This window comes from Phenylobacterium sp. LH3H17, assembly GCF_024298925.1.
GTDB lineage: Bacteria > Pseudomonadota > Alphaproteobacteria > Caulobacterales > Caulobacteraceae > Phenylobacterium.
The window spans coordinates 1,829,211-1,843,579 of the sequence record NZ_CP101283.1; the positions used below are offsets into that span (position 1 = coordinate 1,829,211).

A 14,369-nucleotide genomic window follows, 5' to 3' on the forward strand; every position below is an offset into this window, starting at 1 on the left:
GAGACCGCCTTGTCCGACCTTTTCCAACCGATGACCTTCGCCCGTGGCCCGGCCATGAAGAACCGCTTCATGCTGGCGCCCCTGACCAACCTGCAGAGCCATCCGGACGGCCGGCTGTCGGACGACGAGTTCAAGTGGCTGACCATGCGGGCCCAGGGCGGCTTCGGCCTGACCATGACCTGCGCGGCCCATGTCCAGCGGATCGGCCAGGGCTTCCCGGGCCAGCTCGGGGTGTTCGGCGACGAGCATCTTGAGGGCCTGACCCGGCTGGCGAGCGCCATCAAGGCGGCCGGCAGCGTCGCGGTGATCCAGCTCCATCACGCCGGCATGCGCTCGCCGAAGGACCTGATCGGCGAGGCTCCGGTCTGTCCGTCCGACGAGGCGGAGTTCGGCGCCCGGGCGCTCACCGAGGCCGAGGTGGCGCAACTCATCGAGGACTTCATCGCCGCGGCGGTGCGCTCGGAGAAGGCGGGTTTCGACGGCGTCGAGCTGCACGGCGCCCACGGCTATGTGCTCTGCCAGTTCCTTTCGCCGGAGATCAACAAGCGCACCGACCGCTACGGCGGCTCGGCGGAGAACCGGGCCCGGATCATCCACGAGATCATCGATGGGGTGCGCGCCCGTTGCCGGCCGGACTTCAACCTCGGCCTGCGCCTGTCGCCGGAACGGTTCGGCCTGCAGCTCGCCGACATCGTCGACCTGGCCCGCGAGCTGATGGCGCAGGGCAAGATCGACTACCTCGACATGTCCCTGTGGGACTACCGCAAGGAGCCCGTGGAAGAGGCGTTCCAGGGCCGCAGCCTGATGTCCTATTTCACCGAGCTTCCGCGCGGGAATGTTCGCCTGGGCGTGGCCGGCAAGGTGATGACGTCGCAGGACGCCGCCGACTGCCTGGAGGCCGGCGCGGACTTCGTGCTCATCGGCCGCGCGGCCATCCTGCACCACGACTTCCCGAAGCGGGCGGCCGATCCGGGCTTCCACCCCTTGCCCCTGCCGGTCACCCGCGAGCACCTGCGCGCCGAGGGCCTGGGCCCGGCCTTCCTCGACTACATGAACACCTGGAAGGGCTTCGTCGTGCAGGAGACGCAGGACGCCTAGCCGAAGATCCGCATCCGATAGGCGTTCATCGCCGTCTCGCCCAGCTTGTCGACCAGGGCGTAGTTGACGATGGCGCCGACGGGCGCGCCGATCACCGGGATCAGCTGGGCGAGCTTGGCCAGGTCGATATGGTCGCGGTACTCCTGCTGGAACTTGCGCCAGTCGAAGTCCTCGAGCGACACCGGGGTCGAGCCTGTCCGGGTCATAGCCTCGTAGATGGCGTGGCGATGGCCGGGGCTGGAGAAGGCCAGCTGGAAGATCTGCAGGATGTAGAGCCGTTCCGCGGGCCGGTCGCCGTAGTGGCCGTAAAGGGCGGCGATGTCGAACAGCAGCTTGATCTTCAGCCCGATCAGCGCCGGGAAGTCGGCGGCCGCCAGCAGGAAGCCGCCCGCGCCCGCGACCCCGCCCTCGGCCGCCGCGGTGGTCCGGTAGAAGGCGATCTTCTCGCGGACCAGGGCCTCGCGTTCGGCGAGGCTTATCCCCAGCATCGGTTCGGGCGTGGTGATGCCGGCGCCCGTCATGATGCCCCGGGTCATCTGCTCGATGACCCCGGTGATCGCCAGGTGGACCTTCTCGGGGATGGCGCGGTTGATGCGGCCCTGCACCGCGCGGGCGGCCTGGCCCACGACTCCCGGCTTCTTCAGGATCTTGCGCTTCCAGGCGGCGAGTTCGGCGCGGGCCTGGACCTCGTAGTCACGCTCACTTGGGGCTTCGCTCATTTGGTCAGGCCGATGGCCTTCAGCCGCTCGTCGAGGAACTCACCGGCGGTGATCGGCGGGAACTTCGCGCCTTGCCCGACGCAGGAGGGCAGGACCTCCAGCGAGGTGGCCGAGGTCGGGTGCAGGAAGAACGGCATCGAATAGCGGCTGACGTTCGGGCCCTCGGGATTGACCACCCGGTGGGTCGTGGATGGGATCACCCCGTTGGTCAGGCGCTGCAGCATGTCGCCGCTATCGACGATCAGGTTGCTCTGGGCGGTCTCCACCGGCAGCCAGGTCCCGTCGCGGTCCAGCAGCTGCAGGCCCGCCCCCTTGGCGGCCACCAGGATGGTGATGAAGTTGATGTCCTCGTGCGCCGCCGAGCGCACGCATTCGGGGTCGGCGTCGCCAGGGATCGGCGGATAGTGCAGCACCCGCAGGATCGAGGTTCCGTCGGCCACCAGCGGATCGAAATAGTCCTCCTCCAGGCCGAGCCTGGGGGCGAGCGCGCGCAGCAGCAGGCGGCCCGTCTCGTCCAGGCCGGCGAACAGGGCCGAGAAGGTCGCCTTGAACTCCGGCGCGCCATCGGGCCAGACATTGGGCGGCAGGTCCTCGGCCAGGTCCGGGCGCGGCTCGCGGCCGATCTGCCAGAACTCCTTGAGGTCGGCGTGCGGATTGTCCTTGGCGTGCTCGACCCCGAACGGAGTGTAGCCGCGCAGGCCCTTGGCGTGGCGGCGCTTCTGCGCCTCCGGCTGGGCGAAGACCTGTTCGGCCAGGCCATAGGCCCGATTCAGCAGCCCCACCGGGACGTTGTGGTCCTTCAGGATGATGAAGCCGTAGTCCTGCAGGCCGGCCATCAGCGCGTCGGAGAACCGCGCGCGCTCGGCGTCGCCGCCCTGCGTGAAGGATTTCAGGCTAAGTTCGGGAACCTGTCGGGTCATAGCAGAGCCTCGACCTCGGACCGAAGGGGCAGGGAGGGCTGGGCGCCGGCCCGGGTCGCGGCGAGCGCGCCGGCCGCGCAGGCGAAGGCGAGCGCCTCGCCCAGCGGGCGCTCCTCCAGCAAGGCCAGGGTCAGGGCGCCGACGAAGGTGTCGCCCGCGCCGGTGGTGTCGACAACCTCGACCTTGGGCGGGCTCGCCGAGGCCAGCAGCTCGCCGCCGCGCCGCAACTCCGCGCCGCGCGCGCCGAGGGTCACGGCCACCAGGCCGCGGGCTCGATGGATCTGTTCGCCGTAGAAGGCCGCCTCGGTCTCGTTCACCACGATCAGGTCGGCGCGCTGGAACAGGGCGTCCGGGATGGCTGCTGCGGGGGCGAGGTTCAGGCAGACGAAGCCCTCAGCCTGGGCTACCGCCTTCACCACGGTGGCCAGCGGGATCTCCAGTTGGCAGATCAGGGCGCCGGCAGGCAGGACGCCCAGACGCTCGGGGGTGAAGGCCGCGTTCGCGCCGGACGCCACCACGATCTGGTTCTCGCCGGTTTCCGAGACCGCGATCAGGGCGACGCCCGTCGGCGCGCCAGGGTCGCGCGCGACACCCGACAGGTCGACGCCGGCGGCGGTCAGCAGGGCCAGGGCCTCGTCGGCCATGGCGTCGTCGCCGACCCGGGCGATGAGGGTAACCGAAGCGCCCAGCCGCTGGGCCGCCAGCGCCTGGTTGGCGCCCTTGCCGCCGGGATGGCGGGCGAGCACCGCGCCGGTCACCGTCTCGCCCGGCGCGGGCAGGGTCTTGCCGGTGGCCACCAGGTCCAGGTTGACCGAACCGACAACGGTGATGGCCGGGCCGGTCATTGGCCGCCGAGCCGTTCGTTCAGCAGGGCGAAGACGCCGTCGGCGTCGACCTCGGTCACCCACTGGATGGTGGCCGCGCCAGGATCGGCCAGGCGGAACTCCACGGCGGTGTGGCCAAGCGTCAGGGCCGAGCCGGTTTCGACCTCCAGCTTGCAGGGCCGGGCGGTGAACAGCTTCGGCGCCAGGATGTAGGCGATGACGCAGGGGTCGTGCAGCGGCGCGCTCCTGCCCCCCACGATGTCGCGCTCGATGCCGTTGGAGAAGTCGATCACCTCGGCGGCGGCCCGCGCCGCCGGCGTGCCCAGGGCGCGGATGGCGGCCACCCGTTCGGCGGTGGCGCGCGCCTGGTGGGTGGCGTCAAGGCCCAGGACCACGCAGCGGCAGCCCGAGGCGAACACCACCTGGGCCGCGTGCGGGTCGGCATAGATGTTGTACTCGGCCGAGGCCGTGATGTTGCCGCCCTCGGTCCTGGCGCCGCCCATCACCACCACCTGGGCCAGCCGGCCGACGATCGCCGGCTCGCGGATGAAGGCCAGCGCCACATTGGTCATCGGCCCGGTGACGGCCAGGGTGACGCTGCCGGCGGGCTCTCCCATCACGGTCTCGATGATGACGTCGGCGGCGTGGCCCGGCGCGAGCGGCGCGGCCGGTTCGAACACCGTCAGGTCGCCCAGTCCGGATTCGCCGTGGAAATGGTCGGCATCGACCGGCGGGCGGAAGAGGGGCCGGGCGGAGCCGGCATGGACGGGCACATCCTCGCGGCCGGCGATCTGTCGGATGATCCGGGCGTTCCGGGCGGTCAGGTCCGCGCCGACATTCCCCCCCACGGTGGTCACCGCGAGGATCTCGAGGTCCCGCGAGCCGAAGGCCAGGAGGAGGGCGACCGCGTCGTCGACGCCCGGGTCGCAATCGATGATGAGCTTTGTCACCAGCCCATTGTCGTGGAATTCGGGGGGCGAGGGCAAGCCGCCCGGCCCGCCGACCTAGTGGGCGGCGGGGGCTTCGGGCTTGATGTCGAGGAAGTCGGGCATGAAGGCGTTGTAGGCCGCCGTGTGGCCCAGGTCGCTGACGATGTCCTGGTGGCCTTGCCACATCATGTGAAGGGCCACGTACAGCACGATCGCAAGGCCGATATAGCCGATCCAGCGATAGCGGTGCAGAAGGCGGGCGATATAGGTCGCGGCCACGCCCATCAGGGCGATGGAGAGCAGAAGGCCGAACACCAGGATGGCCGGGTGCTCGCGCGCCGCGCCCGCCACCGCCAGCACGTTGTCCAGCGACATGGACAGGTCGGCGATCAGGATCTGGGTGAAGGCCGCCTTGAAGGTCTTCGGCTGCTTGGACGCCACGGCGCTAGAGGGTTCGGTGGTCGGGTCGTCGTCCATGGCCGCCTCGGCGGCGGCCTCCTCTGGCTCGGCCTGCTCGCGCAGTTCGCGCCACATCTTCCAGCACACCCAGAGCAGCAGCAGCCCGCCGGCGAGCAGCAGGCCGACGATGCCAAGCAGCTGGGCGGTGATCAGGGCGAAGCCGATCCGCATGGTCACGGCCGCGGCCAGACCCCACAGGATCGCCTTCTTCCGCTGCTCCGGCGGCAGGCCGGCGGCGGCCAGGCCGACGGCCACGGCGTTGTCCCCGGCCAGGACCAGGTCGATCATGAGGACGGAGAGCAGGGCCGCGAAGGCGCCGGGTGCAAACAGGGTTTCCAACATCGCGCCCTGAATGCGACAGCCGGCCGGCCTCCGCAACCGCCTATGGTCGTGGATCGGCGAAAATTACCGCCCTAGCCTCGGGTACGTGTCGCCTCATAGAGCGCGACCGCCGCCGCGGCCGACACATTGAGGCTCTCGAAGCCGCCCGGCATGTCGATCCGGGCCAGCTCGTCGCAGTGCTCCGCCACGAGCCGCCGCAGGCCTTCGCCCTCGGAGCCCAGCACCAGCACGGTGGGGGTTCCGTCGAGCGCCTGTTCCAGGGTCTTCTCCGCCCCGCCGTCCAGGCCCACGGCCCGCCAGCCCATTTCGGCCAGCTCTTCCAGGGCCCGGGACAGATTGATCACCCGCGCCGAGGGAATCATGTCCACGGCGCCGGCGGCGGCCTTGGCGAGCGCCCCGGCCAGCTTGGGGGCGTGGCGGTCCTGCAGGATCACGCCGCTGGCCCCGAAGGCCGCGGCCGAGCGCAGGATGGCGCCGACGTTCTGCGGATCGGTCACCTGGTCCAGCATCAGCAGCACGGCGCCGGGCTTGGGTTCGAAGGCGTCCAGGCCCCAGGCCTGCAGGTGCGGGATGCGCAGCGCCACCCCCTGGTGGACCGCCCCGGCGGGCAGGTTGGCGCCGATCGCCTGGGGGTCGAGGGTCTCCAGAATCTTCTGGCGACCGAATCTCTGCTCGATCTCCTTGGCCCGCTCGGCGGTGGCCAGAAGGCGCATCGGATGCTCGCGGGCGGTGTTGGCCAGGGCCGCGCTTACCGCATGCCAGCCCCACAGCCAGTCGTCGGAGACGTTATCGGGCTTGCGGTTGAAGGGTCTGGGCCCGCCCTTTTTGCCGGCCTTCCAGGGCGCGTTGCGTTCGCGGGATGAGGACACTATAAGACGCGCTCCAAATTGGGGGCCGGACGGTTCCTTCGCTCACGCGACGGAACATTTGTCCAGGCTTTCGATGTGGTTCCGAGCGCGCTGGGGGAATGTCCCGAGTGGCAAAGGGGGGGGACTGTAAATCCCCTGGCGTACGCCTTCGTAGGTTCGAGTCCTACTTCCCCCACCACGCCTCGGAGCGATCTGTTCAAGGAGACTGGCGCGACGCCGCGCATCTTCGGCGGGTATAGCACAATGGTAGTGCAGCAGCCTTCCAAGCTGAATATGCGGGTTCGATTCCCGCTACCCGCTCCAACTAACCTCAAACGCCCGCAGGACCCCGATGGCCAAGGAAAAGTTCGAACGCAACAAGCCGCATTGCAACATCGGCACGATTGGTCACGTTGACCATGGCAAGACGACGCTGACGGCGGCGATCACCTTCATCCTGGCGAAGACCGGTGGGGCCAAGTCGATGGCCTATGCCGACATCGACGCCGCGCCGGAAGAGAAGGCGCGCGGGATCACCATCAACACGGCGCACGTCGAGTACGAGACCGCCAACCGCCACTACGCCCACGTCGACTGCCCGGGCCACGCCGACTATGTGAAGAACATGATCACCGGCGCGGCGCAGATGGACGGCGCGATCCTGGTGGTGTCGGCGGCCGACGGCCCGATGCCGCAGACCCGCGAGCACATCCTGCTGGCGCGCCAGGTCGGTGTTCCGGCCCTGGTGGTCTACATGAACAAGGTCGACCTGGTCGACGACGCCGAGCTGCTTGAGCTGGTGGAGATGGAAGTGCGCGAGCTGCTCTCGTCCTACCAGTTCCCGGGCGACGACATTCCGATCGTCAAGGGTTCGGCCAAGGTGGCGCTGGACGGCGGCGACCCGATCATCGGCGAGCAGTCGATCCTGGAGCTGATGACCCAGGTCGACGCCTATATCCCGCAGCCGGACCGTCCGGTGGACCTGCCGTTCCTGATGCCGGTGGAAGACGTGTTCTCGATCTCGGGCCGCGGCACGGTGGTGACCGGGCGCATCGAGAAGGGCATCGTCAAGGTCGGCGAGGAAGTCGAGATCGTCGGCATCCGTCCGGTCCAGAAGACCACCTGCACCGGGGTGGAGATGTTCCGCAAGCTGCTGGACCAGGGCCAGGCCGGCGACAATGTCGGCGTGCTGCTGCGCGGCACCAAGCGTGAAGACGTCGAGCGCGGCCAGGTGCTCTGCAAGCCGGGCTCGATCACCCCGCACACCAAGTTCGTGGCCGAGGCCTATATCCTCACCAAGGAAGAGGGCGGCCGCCACACGCCGTTCTTCACCAACTACCGTCCTCAGTTCTACTTCCGGACCACCGACGTGACCGGGATCATCAAGCTGAAGGAAGGCGTTGAGATGATCATGCCGGGCGACAACGCCGAGCTGGACGTGGAGCTGATCACCCCGATCGCCATGGACCAGGGCCTGCGCTTCGCCATCCGCGAAGGCGGCCGCACCGTCGGCGCCGGCGTCGTCGCCAAGATCGTCGAATAGCCGATCGCGCCACACCGAAGCGAAGAGGCCGCCGGAGCGATCCGGCGGCCTTTTTGTTTGGATCAGTAAGGCCTGTCGTAAGGCCTGTCGTAGGGGCGGTCGTAGTCGCGATCCACTGGACGCATGGAGGTCACCGCCTCGCCCAGGCCGTAGCGGCGCAGGTCTGCGACGTCGCGGTCGAAAATCTGGCAGCGGCCACGGAAGTCCTTGTCGCTGCAGACCTCCCAGGCCCCGCGCCCGCGGATGCGCAGGCTCATGGCGCGGTCGTTGTACTGACGCGGCAGGTTGGTGATCTCACGCCGGCTGTCGAGGATCTGGGCGCGGAACTCGGGAGCCCCGAAGAGCGTGATCGAACTGCGGCCTCCGCCGCCGCCCCAAGGTGGGCGTCCGCCGTCGTCACCGCCGCCCCAGGGCGGTCGGCCGCCGTCGTCGTTGTACTGGATGCAGACCAGACGCCCGTCACGATTGTCGATCTCCCCGCACCCGTCGAAGCGCAGGCTGGTCGATTGCACCCGCCCACGGTTGTCACGGCACTGGGCGGTGACAACTGCGTCGCGGCCGAAGCCGTAGGTGCTGACGTTCTGGCAGGTGCGCCAATAGTCGCCGGCCGGCGGGGAGGCCCCGCGTATGTCGGCTTGCGCAAACGCGGAACCGGCGCCGAGCGCGGCGACCGCGGCAACCAAGGCAATCGTGAGTTTCATGTCCAAGCCTCCCAGTTGACGACGAGCTTAGATGCCTCGATCCCCGAGGCAAGCGCAGGCTGCGCCGCTACTCCTTGTTGCGGCCCTTGCCGCCGTGTTCGCGAGCGGCAGCGTCGCGCCCGGCCCCGGCCGCCTCACGCGCCCCTGTCGCGGGCTTGCCGGGTTCGACCCTGGCCTGGCGTTCCGGACGCGGGGCCTGAGCGTGAGGTTCCGCGCCACGGTCTTCGCGGCGCGCCTGCCGCTCCACTCGGATCACGGCCGAGGCTGCCTGCGGCGGGGTCTTGCGCTCAACCCCTTGTCGAGCGTCCGCGGCCGGCCCGTTCCGATCCTCGCGGCGCGCCTGGCGTTCGACCCGCGCAGGGGGCGGTGTAGCCTTGCGGGAGCGTTCGGCGACAACGGGTCGCTCGCTGCTGTCGCGCCGTTCTTCGGCACGGCGTTCAGGCTTGCGGTCGTCGAGCCGCACCTGGCGTTCGAGCCGGGCCTGCGGCGGGGCGACGGCCTGCTGCGGTCGCGCGGGCTCGGCCCGGCGTTCAGCGCGTTCCGGCCGTTCGGCGCCGATCCGGGCGCTACGATCGCGACCGTTATCATCCCGGCGTTCGGTGCGGACCTTGGCGACTCGCTCGGAGGCGTCGCGATCGGGCCTGTCGATCCGCGGCCCGGTGTCGGCGGTGCGCCGTTCGTCCCGGCGGTCTCGCTCGACCAGCACGCGGGGCGGGCTGTCGAGGGTGGTCACACGTCGCGCGTCGTGGCCGCGTCCGCCCTGGCGCGCCTCGACCCGGTCCAGCCGCGCAACGGCGTCGGCGCGGCGCTCGCGCTCGCGCTCGAAGCGGCGAAGGTCCTTGGCCTCGTGCTTGGCCCGGTAGCGCGTCCAGTCCGGTTGACGCTGCGCCGCCTCAAACCAGTTGGCCTGGTCGCCGACGAAGGCCGACCGGCGGTCGACCCAGCGCTCCTCGGGAATGGACACGCGGTGGGCGTGGACGGACGCGTCGCGCAGGGCGCGGGCCCGGCCCAGATAGCGGCCGCCACGGTCGGCATAGCGGGTCACATAGGTCGTCGGCAGCAGGTAACCGCGGCTGTCATAGACTACCACCAGCAGGCCGCCCTCATCGTAGCCGTAGCCGTAGTCCGGATCGCGGACGAAGTAGGGGTAGTCCTCGCCGGGCTCGTAGTAATAGTAGCGGTAGCCCACCGCGAGCGGCTCGACATACATCAGCCAGTCGTCCTGGGTCTCCCAGACCCACGGTCGGGCGTCGTCATAGGCGAAGGCGTAGTCCGGTGGCGACTGGTAGAAGGCGCGATCCACCGCATAGGCGCGCTCGGCGTATCCATAGCCGTCGTCGCGGGGTCGGCCCACCTCGGCCTGGTAGGCGGGAAGGTCCGACCAGCCCGGCGCGACGCTCATCTCATAGGCGGCGGAATCGGCGGGCACGAACAGCGGCTCGGCGGCGGCCTGCGGGCCGTTCTCGGGCTTGCAGGCGGCCAGGGTCAGCAACAGCGCGCTCGACAGCACCAGACTGGAGCGGAGGGTCCTCGGTCGAATCGACATGCGACGTCCTCGTCTCGGCGCGCCCGGGAAGGCGCATTCAGCCGGTTATACTGACCGTCCGCGCCTGAACATGACTTGAGCGCCCTGTCAGGCGAGGTTCAGGCTTGGGGCGGAAATGTGGCCATGGCGGCGCTAGTTCGGGCTCGGTGGTCCCCGGCTGGGCTCGCCGGTGGCCGGATCGGTGGCGGTCTTGGGGTTGCGGCTCGATCCCTCCGATCCGGCCGGTTCGGTGGCCGGGCGCGGGGGGCGACCAGGCTGCTGGTCTTCGTCGCGGGTCTTGGCGGCGTCTTCGGGGTTCTGGACGGGGTCGGTCATGGGCGTTCCTACGGTGGCGGCTCCTGGGGGTGGAACGCATGGGCTTGGCTGTTCGATGCAGGGAGGGCGATTTGCCCCTGTCTCGGACCCCACGCGGCCTTGCCCGGAAGGAACGCCGCTGCTAAACGACCCGGCTCCGGCGATGAGCCGCGCGCGTCGGCGGGCCTAGCCGCCCTCCGGCGCGCTGTTCATTGTTTGGAGGCCAGGCCCCAAAAGGGCAGGGTCGAAGGAGTGTAGCTCAGCTGGTAGAGCATCGGTCTCCAAAACCGAGGGCCGGGGGTTCGAATCCCTCCACTCCTGCCACCCTATATAAGTCTGCCCGGGCGCGGAGGTCCGCCGCCCAATATGAGAGAGTCATAAGAGCCTGATGGCCAGGAAACCGGGTTCCTCCCCGCAAGCGATGAAGGCCCGCGCCGCCAAGACGGCCGCGGCGATCGCGCCTGCGTCAGCGCTGGCCGCCTCGGCGCCGGTGAACAAGAAGAAGACCAACCCCGCGCAGTTCATTCGTGAAGTGCGCGCCGAGGCCCGCAAGATCACCTGGACCACCCGCAAGGAGACCTGGATCACCTCGGTGATGGTCGGGATCATGGTGGTCATGGCCGCGAGCTTCTTCTTCGTGGTCGACCTGGGTCTTGGCGCCGGGGTGAACCTGCTCCTGAAGTTCGCCAACGGGGGATGAGAGACATCATGAACGCCGAAGCCCCCACCGTCGCCGCCAATCCCCGCCACAAGTGGTACATCGTCCACGCCTACTCGAATTTCGAGAAGAAGGTGGCCGAGTCGATCCGCGAGCAGGCCAAGAGCCAGGGACTGGAGGATAATTTCTCCGACATCCTGGTGCCGACCGAGGACGTGGTCGAGATCCGCCGCGGCCGGAAGGTCAACGCCGAGCGCAAGTTCTTCCCGGGTTACGTCCTGGTGAAGATGGAGCTCACCGACGAGGCCTACCACCTCATCAAGAACACCCCGAAGGTCACGGGCTTCCTCGGTTCGGGCAACAAGCCCATGCCGGTCTCCGAGAAGGAAGTCGCCCGGATCATCGGCGCCATCGAAGAGGGCGTGGAGCGGCCGAAGCCGACCATCCAGTTCGAGATCGGCGAACAGGTTCGAGTCACCGACGGTCCGTTCGCGAGCTTCAACGGCTCGGTCGAACAGGTCGACGAAGAACGCGCCCGCCTGCGCGTGACCGTGTCCATCTTCGGACGCGCCACGCCGGTCGAGCTCGAATACGGCCAGGTGGAGAAGACCTCCTAACCCGACCGTTCAAACCCGTGGGAGGCCTAGCCAAGGCCGCACCACGGCTCAACCGACCGGATGCCGGTCACGAGGAGAAAAATGGCCAAGAAAATTCTGGGCTATATCAAGCTGCAGGTGCCCGCAGGCTCCGCAACGCCTTCGCCGCCCATCGGGCCGGCGCTGGGTCAGCGCGGCGTCAACATCATGGGCTTCTGCAAGGAGTTCAACGCCCGCACCGAGAAGGAAACCAAGGGCACGCCCCTGCCGACGGTGATCACCGTCTATCAGGACAAGTCCTTCACCTTCATCACCAAGACCCCGCCGGCGACCCACTTCATCAAGGAAGCGCTCGGCCTGAAGTCGGGCTCGAAAGAGCCGGGCCGCGCCGTCGCGGGCAAGATCTCGCGCAGCCAGCTGCGCGACATCGCCGAGAAGAAGATGAAGGACCTCAACGCCAACGACGTTGAAGCCGCCGCCAAGATCATCGAGGGCTCCGCGCGCTCGATGGGTCTCGAAATCGTGGAGGCCTGATCAGATGGCTAAGCAACCCAAGCGCATCCAGGCCTGGACCGGCGACCGTCAGGCCGCCCACGCCGTCGAAGCCGCCGTCAAGCTGGTGAAGGCCAACGCCACCGCCAAGTTCGACGAAAGCATCGAGATCGCCGTCAATCTGGGCGTCGACCCCCGCCACGCCGACCAGCAGGTCCGCGGTGTGGTCTCGCTGCCCTCCGGCACCGGCCGCGACGTCCGCGTCGCCGTCATCGCCAAGGACGCCAAGGCCGCCGAAGCCACCGCCGCCGGAGCCGACATCGTCGGCGCCGAGGAGCTGGTCGAGCGCATCCAGGGCGGTTTCATGGAGTTCGACCGCGTGATCGCCACGCCGGACATGATGGCCCTGGTCGGCCGTCTGGGTAAGGTGCTGGGCCCGCGCGGCCTGATGCCGAACCCGCGGGTCGGCACCGTGACGCCCAACGTCGCGCAAGCGGTGAAGGACGCCAAGGGCGGCGCCATCGAGTTCCGCACCGAGAAGACCGGCATCATCCACGCCGGCATCGGCAAGGCGAGCTTCAGCGAAGACGCGATCCTGGCCAACGTCCGGGCTCTCGTCGACGCGCTGAACAAGGCCAAGCCGTCGGGCGCCAAGGGCACCTACATCAAGAAGATCAGCCTCTCCTCGACCATGGGGCCGGGCTTCAAGATCGACGCGGGCTCGCTCGGCAGCTGATCGCCGACTGACCTGTAGGAGATCGAAGGGAGCGGCTTGCGGGCCGCTCCCTTTTTCTTTGCGCGCGAACCGGGTTCATATGGCGTGCGCAGGGGAGGGGCCGGCCATGGAACTGAAGACCACCCGCTACGAGGTCCAGGACGGGATCGCCGTGGTGACCCTGGCGCGGCCTCAGCGCCGCAACGCCTGGACCGGGCGGATGCATACCGAATACCGCTGGTGCCTGCGCGAGGCCGACGGGGACCGGGCGGTGCGGGTGATCGTCGTGACCGGCGACCCGGAGGGCCAGGCCTTCTGCGCTGGCGCCGACCTGGGGGCTCTGGAGGGCCACTCCGAGAAGGGCCGCTACGATCCCGGCACCGACGACAGCATCCCCATGCCGGGCTTTGGGGTGGACGAACACTTCGACGCGGCGTTCGCCTACCATTTCGGGATCGGCAAGCCGGTCATCGCCGCGATCAACGGGGCCGCGGCTGGCGTCGGCCTGGTGCTGGCCGCCTTCGCCGACCTGAGGTTCGCCGTCGATGGCGCCAAGTTCACCGCCGCCCACGGCCGCTTCAACTTCCCGGCCGAGTTCGGCCTCTCCTGGGTGCTGCCGCGCATTGTGGGCCTGACCCACGCCAACGACATCCTGCTGTCGAGCCGGGTGTTCACCGCCGAGGAGGCCCTGGCCATGGGCTTCCTGAACCGCCTGGTCGCGCCCGAAGCGCTGATGCCGGCGGTCATGGCCTACGCGCGCAATCTCGCCGACAGCGTCGCCCCCGGCTCGGCGCGGGAGACCAAGCGCCAAATCTACCGCGACCTGCACCGCGACGCCGCGGCCTCGGTCAGGGCCGCCGAGGCCCTGCTTGAGGCCATGATCACCGAGCCCGACTATAAGGAGGGCGTGAAGGCCTGGACCGGCAAGAGGAAAGCCAATTGGCAGGGTTAGCCACCGAAGACGCAGCCGAGGCGCAAAGCAAGGGCGCGCTGCACCTCTACGCCTGGTTCCTGCTGCGCGGGAGCTTCGTCTGGGCCGTCTCGACCGGGATCCTGCGCCTGCTGCCCAGCGCCTGGGTGGACCGCCCGGCCTGGACCTTGCTGGTCTCGGGTGCGATCTCCGGCGCCGGCCTGGTGGTCGCCACGCTGCTGTTCCTGCGCAAGATCGAGGAACGCCACCGTCTGGCGGCCCTGGCGTCGTTCGTCGCCCCGCAGATGCTGCTCGACGCCGGAGTGACGGTGGCCTTCGTCCAGGTCCTGCCGAACTTCCCGCCGGGCCACGCGCCGCTGTTCGGCGCCTTCGTGCTCTGGTGTTACGCGGTGATGCTGATGACCGCCGTGATCGCGACACGACCGCGGGACTGAGCCGGCGGTTGTCATAGCGCCACGGTTCGTGTAAACGCCGCGCCTTCAAGAGTTTCGCCTCGTCGCAAGACGGGGCGTGGACGGCGGGTTCGCCCGCCATCCTGTCCAAGAACTGTGGGGATCCGGGGGCCGCTCGGATCCGTGACGCGAGGAAGAGCCCTTCCTCAAGCACAGGGAGACGGGAATACGAGGTTTCGACGGCCATCGCATGCGATGGGCGCTGGGCCTGCGGCTTCTCTCAAAGGACAGGCTTGTCGATCCGCGCGTGGGCTCGCCCGCGCCTGGAGCGTCTCGGTCGCCGGAATCGTCCGGCGGCCAAG

General features: G+C 69.0%; 17 protein-coding genes and 3 tRNA genes. 11 read left to right on the plus strand and 9 right to left on the minus strand.

Features of this window, described 5'->3' with window-relative positions; genetic code table 11:
* Positions 1-9: 9 nt before the first annotated feature.
* Positions 10-1,098 (plus strand): NADH:flavin oxidoreductase, encoded by a 1,089-nt coding sequence (locus M9M90_RS08925; protein ID WP_254836807.1) that lies wholly within the window; start codon positions 10-12, stop codon positions 1,096-1,098.
* Here M9M90_RS08925 and M9M90_RS08930 read toward each other — a convergent pair.
* The 6 genes from M9M90_RS08930 to rlmB form a co-directional block, all read right to left on the minus strand.
* Entirely contained in the window at positions 1,095-1,817 is a 723-nt protein-coding gene (locus M9M90_RS08930) for an EcsC family protein (RefSeq protein WP_254836808.1), read from the minus strand. The genes M9M90_RS08925 and M9M90_RS08930 overlap by 4 nt on opposite strands.
* Positions 1,814-2,737: an isopenicillin N synthase family oxygenase gene (locus M9M90_RS08935; protein ID WP_254836809.1), complete on the minus strand. Its 924-nt coding sequence runs from the start codon at positions 2,735-2,737 to the stop codon at positions 1,814-1,816. The genes M9M90_RS08930 and M9M90_RS08935 overlap by 4 nt, the downstream gene beginning before the upstream one ends.
* A complete protein-coding gene (locus tag M9M90_RS08940) occupies positions 2,734-3,582 on the minus strand; it encodes a ribokinase (protein WP_254836810.1) in 849 nt (282 codons plus the stop codon). The genes M9M90_RS08935 and M9M90_RS08940 overlap by 4 nt, the downstream gene beginning before the upstream one ends.
* Positions 3,579-4,511: a nucleoside hydrolase gene (locus tag M9M90_RS08945; protein ID WP_254836811.1), complete on the minus strand. Its 933-nt coding sequence runs from the start codon at positions 4,509-4,511 to the stop codon at positions 3,579-3,581. The genes M9M90_RS08940 and M9M90_RS08945 overlap by 4 nt, the downstream gene beginning before the upstream one ends.
* Before the next feature lie 54 nt (positions 4,512-4,565).
* The gene (locus tag M9M90_RS08950) at positions 4,566-5,291 is read right to left on the minus strand and encodes a TerC family protein (protein ID WP_254836812.1); all 726 of its coding nucleotides are present in this window, start codon (positions 5,289-5,291) and stop codon (positions 4,566-4,568) included.
* Between the two features lie 71 nt (positions 5,292-5,362).
* Positions 5,363-6,160, minus strand: a complete 798-nt coding sequence (gene rlmB, locus M9M90_RS08955; RefSeq protein ID WP_254836813.1) for a 23S rRNA (guanosine(2251)-2'-O)-methyltransferase RlmB — start codon at positions 6,158-6,160, stop codon at positions 5,363-5,365.
* Positions 6,161-6,252: 92 nt separating this feature from the next.
* Between rlmB and M9M90_RS08960 the strand changes: the two genes are divergently transcribed.
* From M9M90_RS08960 to tuf, 3 genes are all read left to right on the plus strand, one after another.
* Positions 6,253-6,338 (plus strand) — tRNA-Tyr (locus tag M9M90_RS08960).
* A gap of 51 nt (positions 6,339-6,389) precedes the next feature.
* Positions 6,390-6,463 (plus strand) — tRNA-Gly (locus tag M9M90_RS08965).
* Positions 6,464-6,491: 28 nt separating this feature from the next.
* The gene (gene tuf, locus M9M90_RS08970; RefSeq protein WP_254836814.1) at positions 6,492-7,682 is read left to right on the plus strand and encodes an elongation factor Tu; all 1,191 of its coding nucleotides are present in this window, start codon (positions 6,492-6,494) and stop codon (positions 7,680-7,682) included.
* A gap of 62 nt (positions 7,683-7,744) precedes the next feature.
* Here the strand turns inward: tuf and M9M90_RS08975 are convergent, their stop codons facing one another.
* The 3 genes from M9M90_RS08975 to M9M90_RS08985 all read right to left on the minus strand — a co-directional run bounded on the left by M9M90_RS08975 (position 7,745) and on the right by M9M90_RS08985 (position 10,244).
* On the minus strand, positions 7,745-8,383 hold the full coding sequence (locus tag M9M90_RS08975; RefSeq protein ID WP_254836815.1) for a beta/gamma crystallin-related protein: 639 nt from the start codon (positions 8,381-8,383) through the stop codon (positions 7,745-7,747).
* Positions 8,384-8,450: 67 nt separating this feature from the next.
* Positions 8,451-9,929 carry a hypothetical protein gene (locus M9M90_RS08980; protein ID WP_254836816.1) on the minus strand — a complete coding sequence of 493 codons (1,479 nt, stop codon included), beginning with the start codon at positions 9,927-9,929 and terminating at the stop codon, positions 8,451-8,453.
* Positions 9,930-10,061: 132 nt separating this feature from the next.
* Complete coding sequence (locus M9M90_RS08985) at positions 10,062-10,244, minus strand: hypothetical protein (protein WP_254836817.1); 183 nt, start codon at positions 10,242-10,244, stop codon at positions 10,062-10,064.
* 227 nt (positions 10,245-10,471) lie between these two features.
* Between M9M90_RS08985 and M9M90_RS08990 the strand changes: the two genes are divergently transcribed.
* The 7 genes from M9M90_RS08990 (at position 10,472) to M9M90_RS09020 (ending at position 14,049) form a co-directional block, all read left to right on the plus strand.
* A tRNA-Trp gene (locus tag M9M90_RS08990) sits at positions 10,472-10,547 on the plus strand.
* Positions 10,548-10,611: 64 nt separating this feature from the next.
* A complete protein-coding gene (gene secE, locus M9M90_RS08995; RefSeq protein WP_254836818.1) occupies positions 10,612-10,923 on the plus strand; it encodes a preprotein translocase subunit SecE in 312 nt (103 codons plus the stop codon).
* An 8-nt stretch (positions 10,924-10,931) separates the two neighbouring features.
* Positions 10,932-11,498, plus strand: a complete 567-nt coding sequence (gene nusG / locus M9M90_RS09000) for a transcription termination/antitermination protein NusG (protein WP_254836819.1) — start codon at positions 10,932-10,934, stop codon at positions 11,496-11,498.
* Positions 11,499-11,579: 81 nt separating this feature from the next.
* The gene (gene rplK / locus M9M90_RS09005; RefSeq protein ID WP_254836820.1) at positions 11,580-12,011 is read left to right on the plus strand and encodes a 50S ribosomal protein L11; all 432 of its coding nucleotides are present in this window, start codon (positions 11,580-11,582) and stop codon (positions 12,009-12,011) included.
* A 4-nt stretch (positions 12,012-12,015) separates the two neighbouring features.
* Positions 12,016-12,705: a 50S ribosomal protein L1 gene (gene rplA / locus M9M90_RS09010; RefSeq protein ID WP_254836821.1), complete on the plus strand. Its 690-nt coding sequence runs from the start codon at positions 12,016-12,018 to the stop codon at positions 12,703-12,705.
* A gap of 106 nt (positions 12,706-12,811) precedes the next feature.
* Complete coding sequence (locus tag M9M90_RS09015; protein ID WP_254836822.1) at positions 12,812-13,636, plus strand: enoyl-CoA hydratase-related protein; 825 nt, start codon at positions 12,812-12,814, stop codon at positions 13,634-13,636.
* A complete protein-coding gene (locus tag M9M90_RS09020; protein WP_254836823.1) occupies positions 13,624-14,049 on the plus strand; it encodes a DUF5367 family protein in 426 nt (141 codons plus the stop codon). Before M9M90_RS09015 ends, M9M90_RS09020 begins: the two co-directional genes overlap by 13 nt.
* Positions 14,050-14,369: the final 320 nt, after the last annotated feature.

Excerpts from the sequence above, each read along its gene's own strand:
- M9M90_RS08930 (WP_254836808.1), bottom strand. The coding sequence starts at position 1,817 with ATGAGCGAAGCCCCAAGTGAGCGTGACTACGAGGTCCAGGCCCGCGCC.
- M9M90_RS08935 (WP_254836809.1), bottom strand. The coding sequence starts at position 2,737 with ATGACCCGACAGGTTCCCGAACTTAGCCTGAAATCCTTCACGCAGGGC.
- M9M90_RS08940 (WP_254836810.1), bottom strand. The coding sequence starts at position 3,582 with ATGACCGGCCCGGCCATCACCGTTGTCGGTTCGGTCAACCTGGACCTG.
- M9M90_RS08950 (WP_254836812.1), bottom strand. The coding sequence starts at position 5,291 with ATGTTGGAAACCCTGTTTGCACCCGGCGCCTTCGCGGCCCTGCTCTCC.
- tuf (WP_254836814.1), top strand. The coding sequence starts at position 6,492 with ATGGCCAAGGAAAAGTTCGAACGCAACAAGCCGCATTGCAACATCGGC.
- M9M90_RS08975 (WP_254836815.1), bottom strand. The coding sequence starts at position 8,383 with ATGAAACTCACGATTGCCTTGGTTGCCGCGGTCGCCGCGCTCGGCGCC.
- M9M90_RS08980 (WP_254836816.1), bottom strand. The coding sequence starts at position 9,929 with ATGTCGATTCGACCGAGGACCCTCCGCTCCAGTCTGGTGCTGTCGAGC.
- M9M90_RS08985 (WP_254836817.1), bottom strand. The coding sequence starts at position 10,244 with ATGACCGACCCCGTCCAGAACCCCGAAGACGCCGCCAAGACCCGCGAC.
- secE (WP_254836818.1), top strand. The coding sequence starts at position 10,612 with ATGGCCAGGAAACCGGGTTCCTCCCCGCAAGCGATGAAGGCCCGCGCC.
- nusG (WP_254836819.1), top strand. The coding sequence starts at position 10,932 with ATGAACGCCGAAGCCCCCACCGTCGCCGCCAATCCCCGCCACAAGTGG.
- rplK (WP_254836820.1), top strand. The coding sequence starts at position 11,580 with ATGGCCAAGAAAATTCTGGGCTATATCAAGCTGCAGGTGCCCGCAGGC.
- rplA (WP_254836821.1), top strand. The coding sequence starts at position 12,016 with ATGGCTAAGCAACCCAAGCGCATCCAGGCCTGGACCGGCGACCGTCAG.
- M9M90_RS09015 (WP_254836822.1), top strand. The coding sequence starts at position 12,812 with ATGGAACTGAAGACCACCCGCTACGAGGTCCAGGACGGGATCGCCGTG.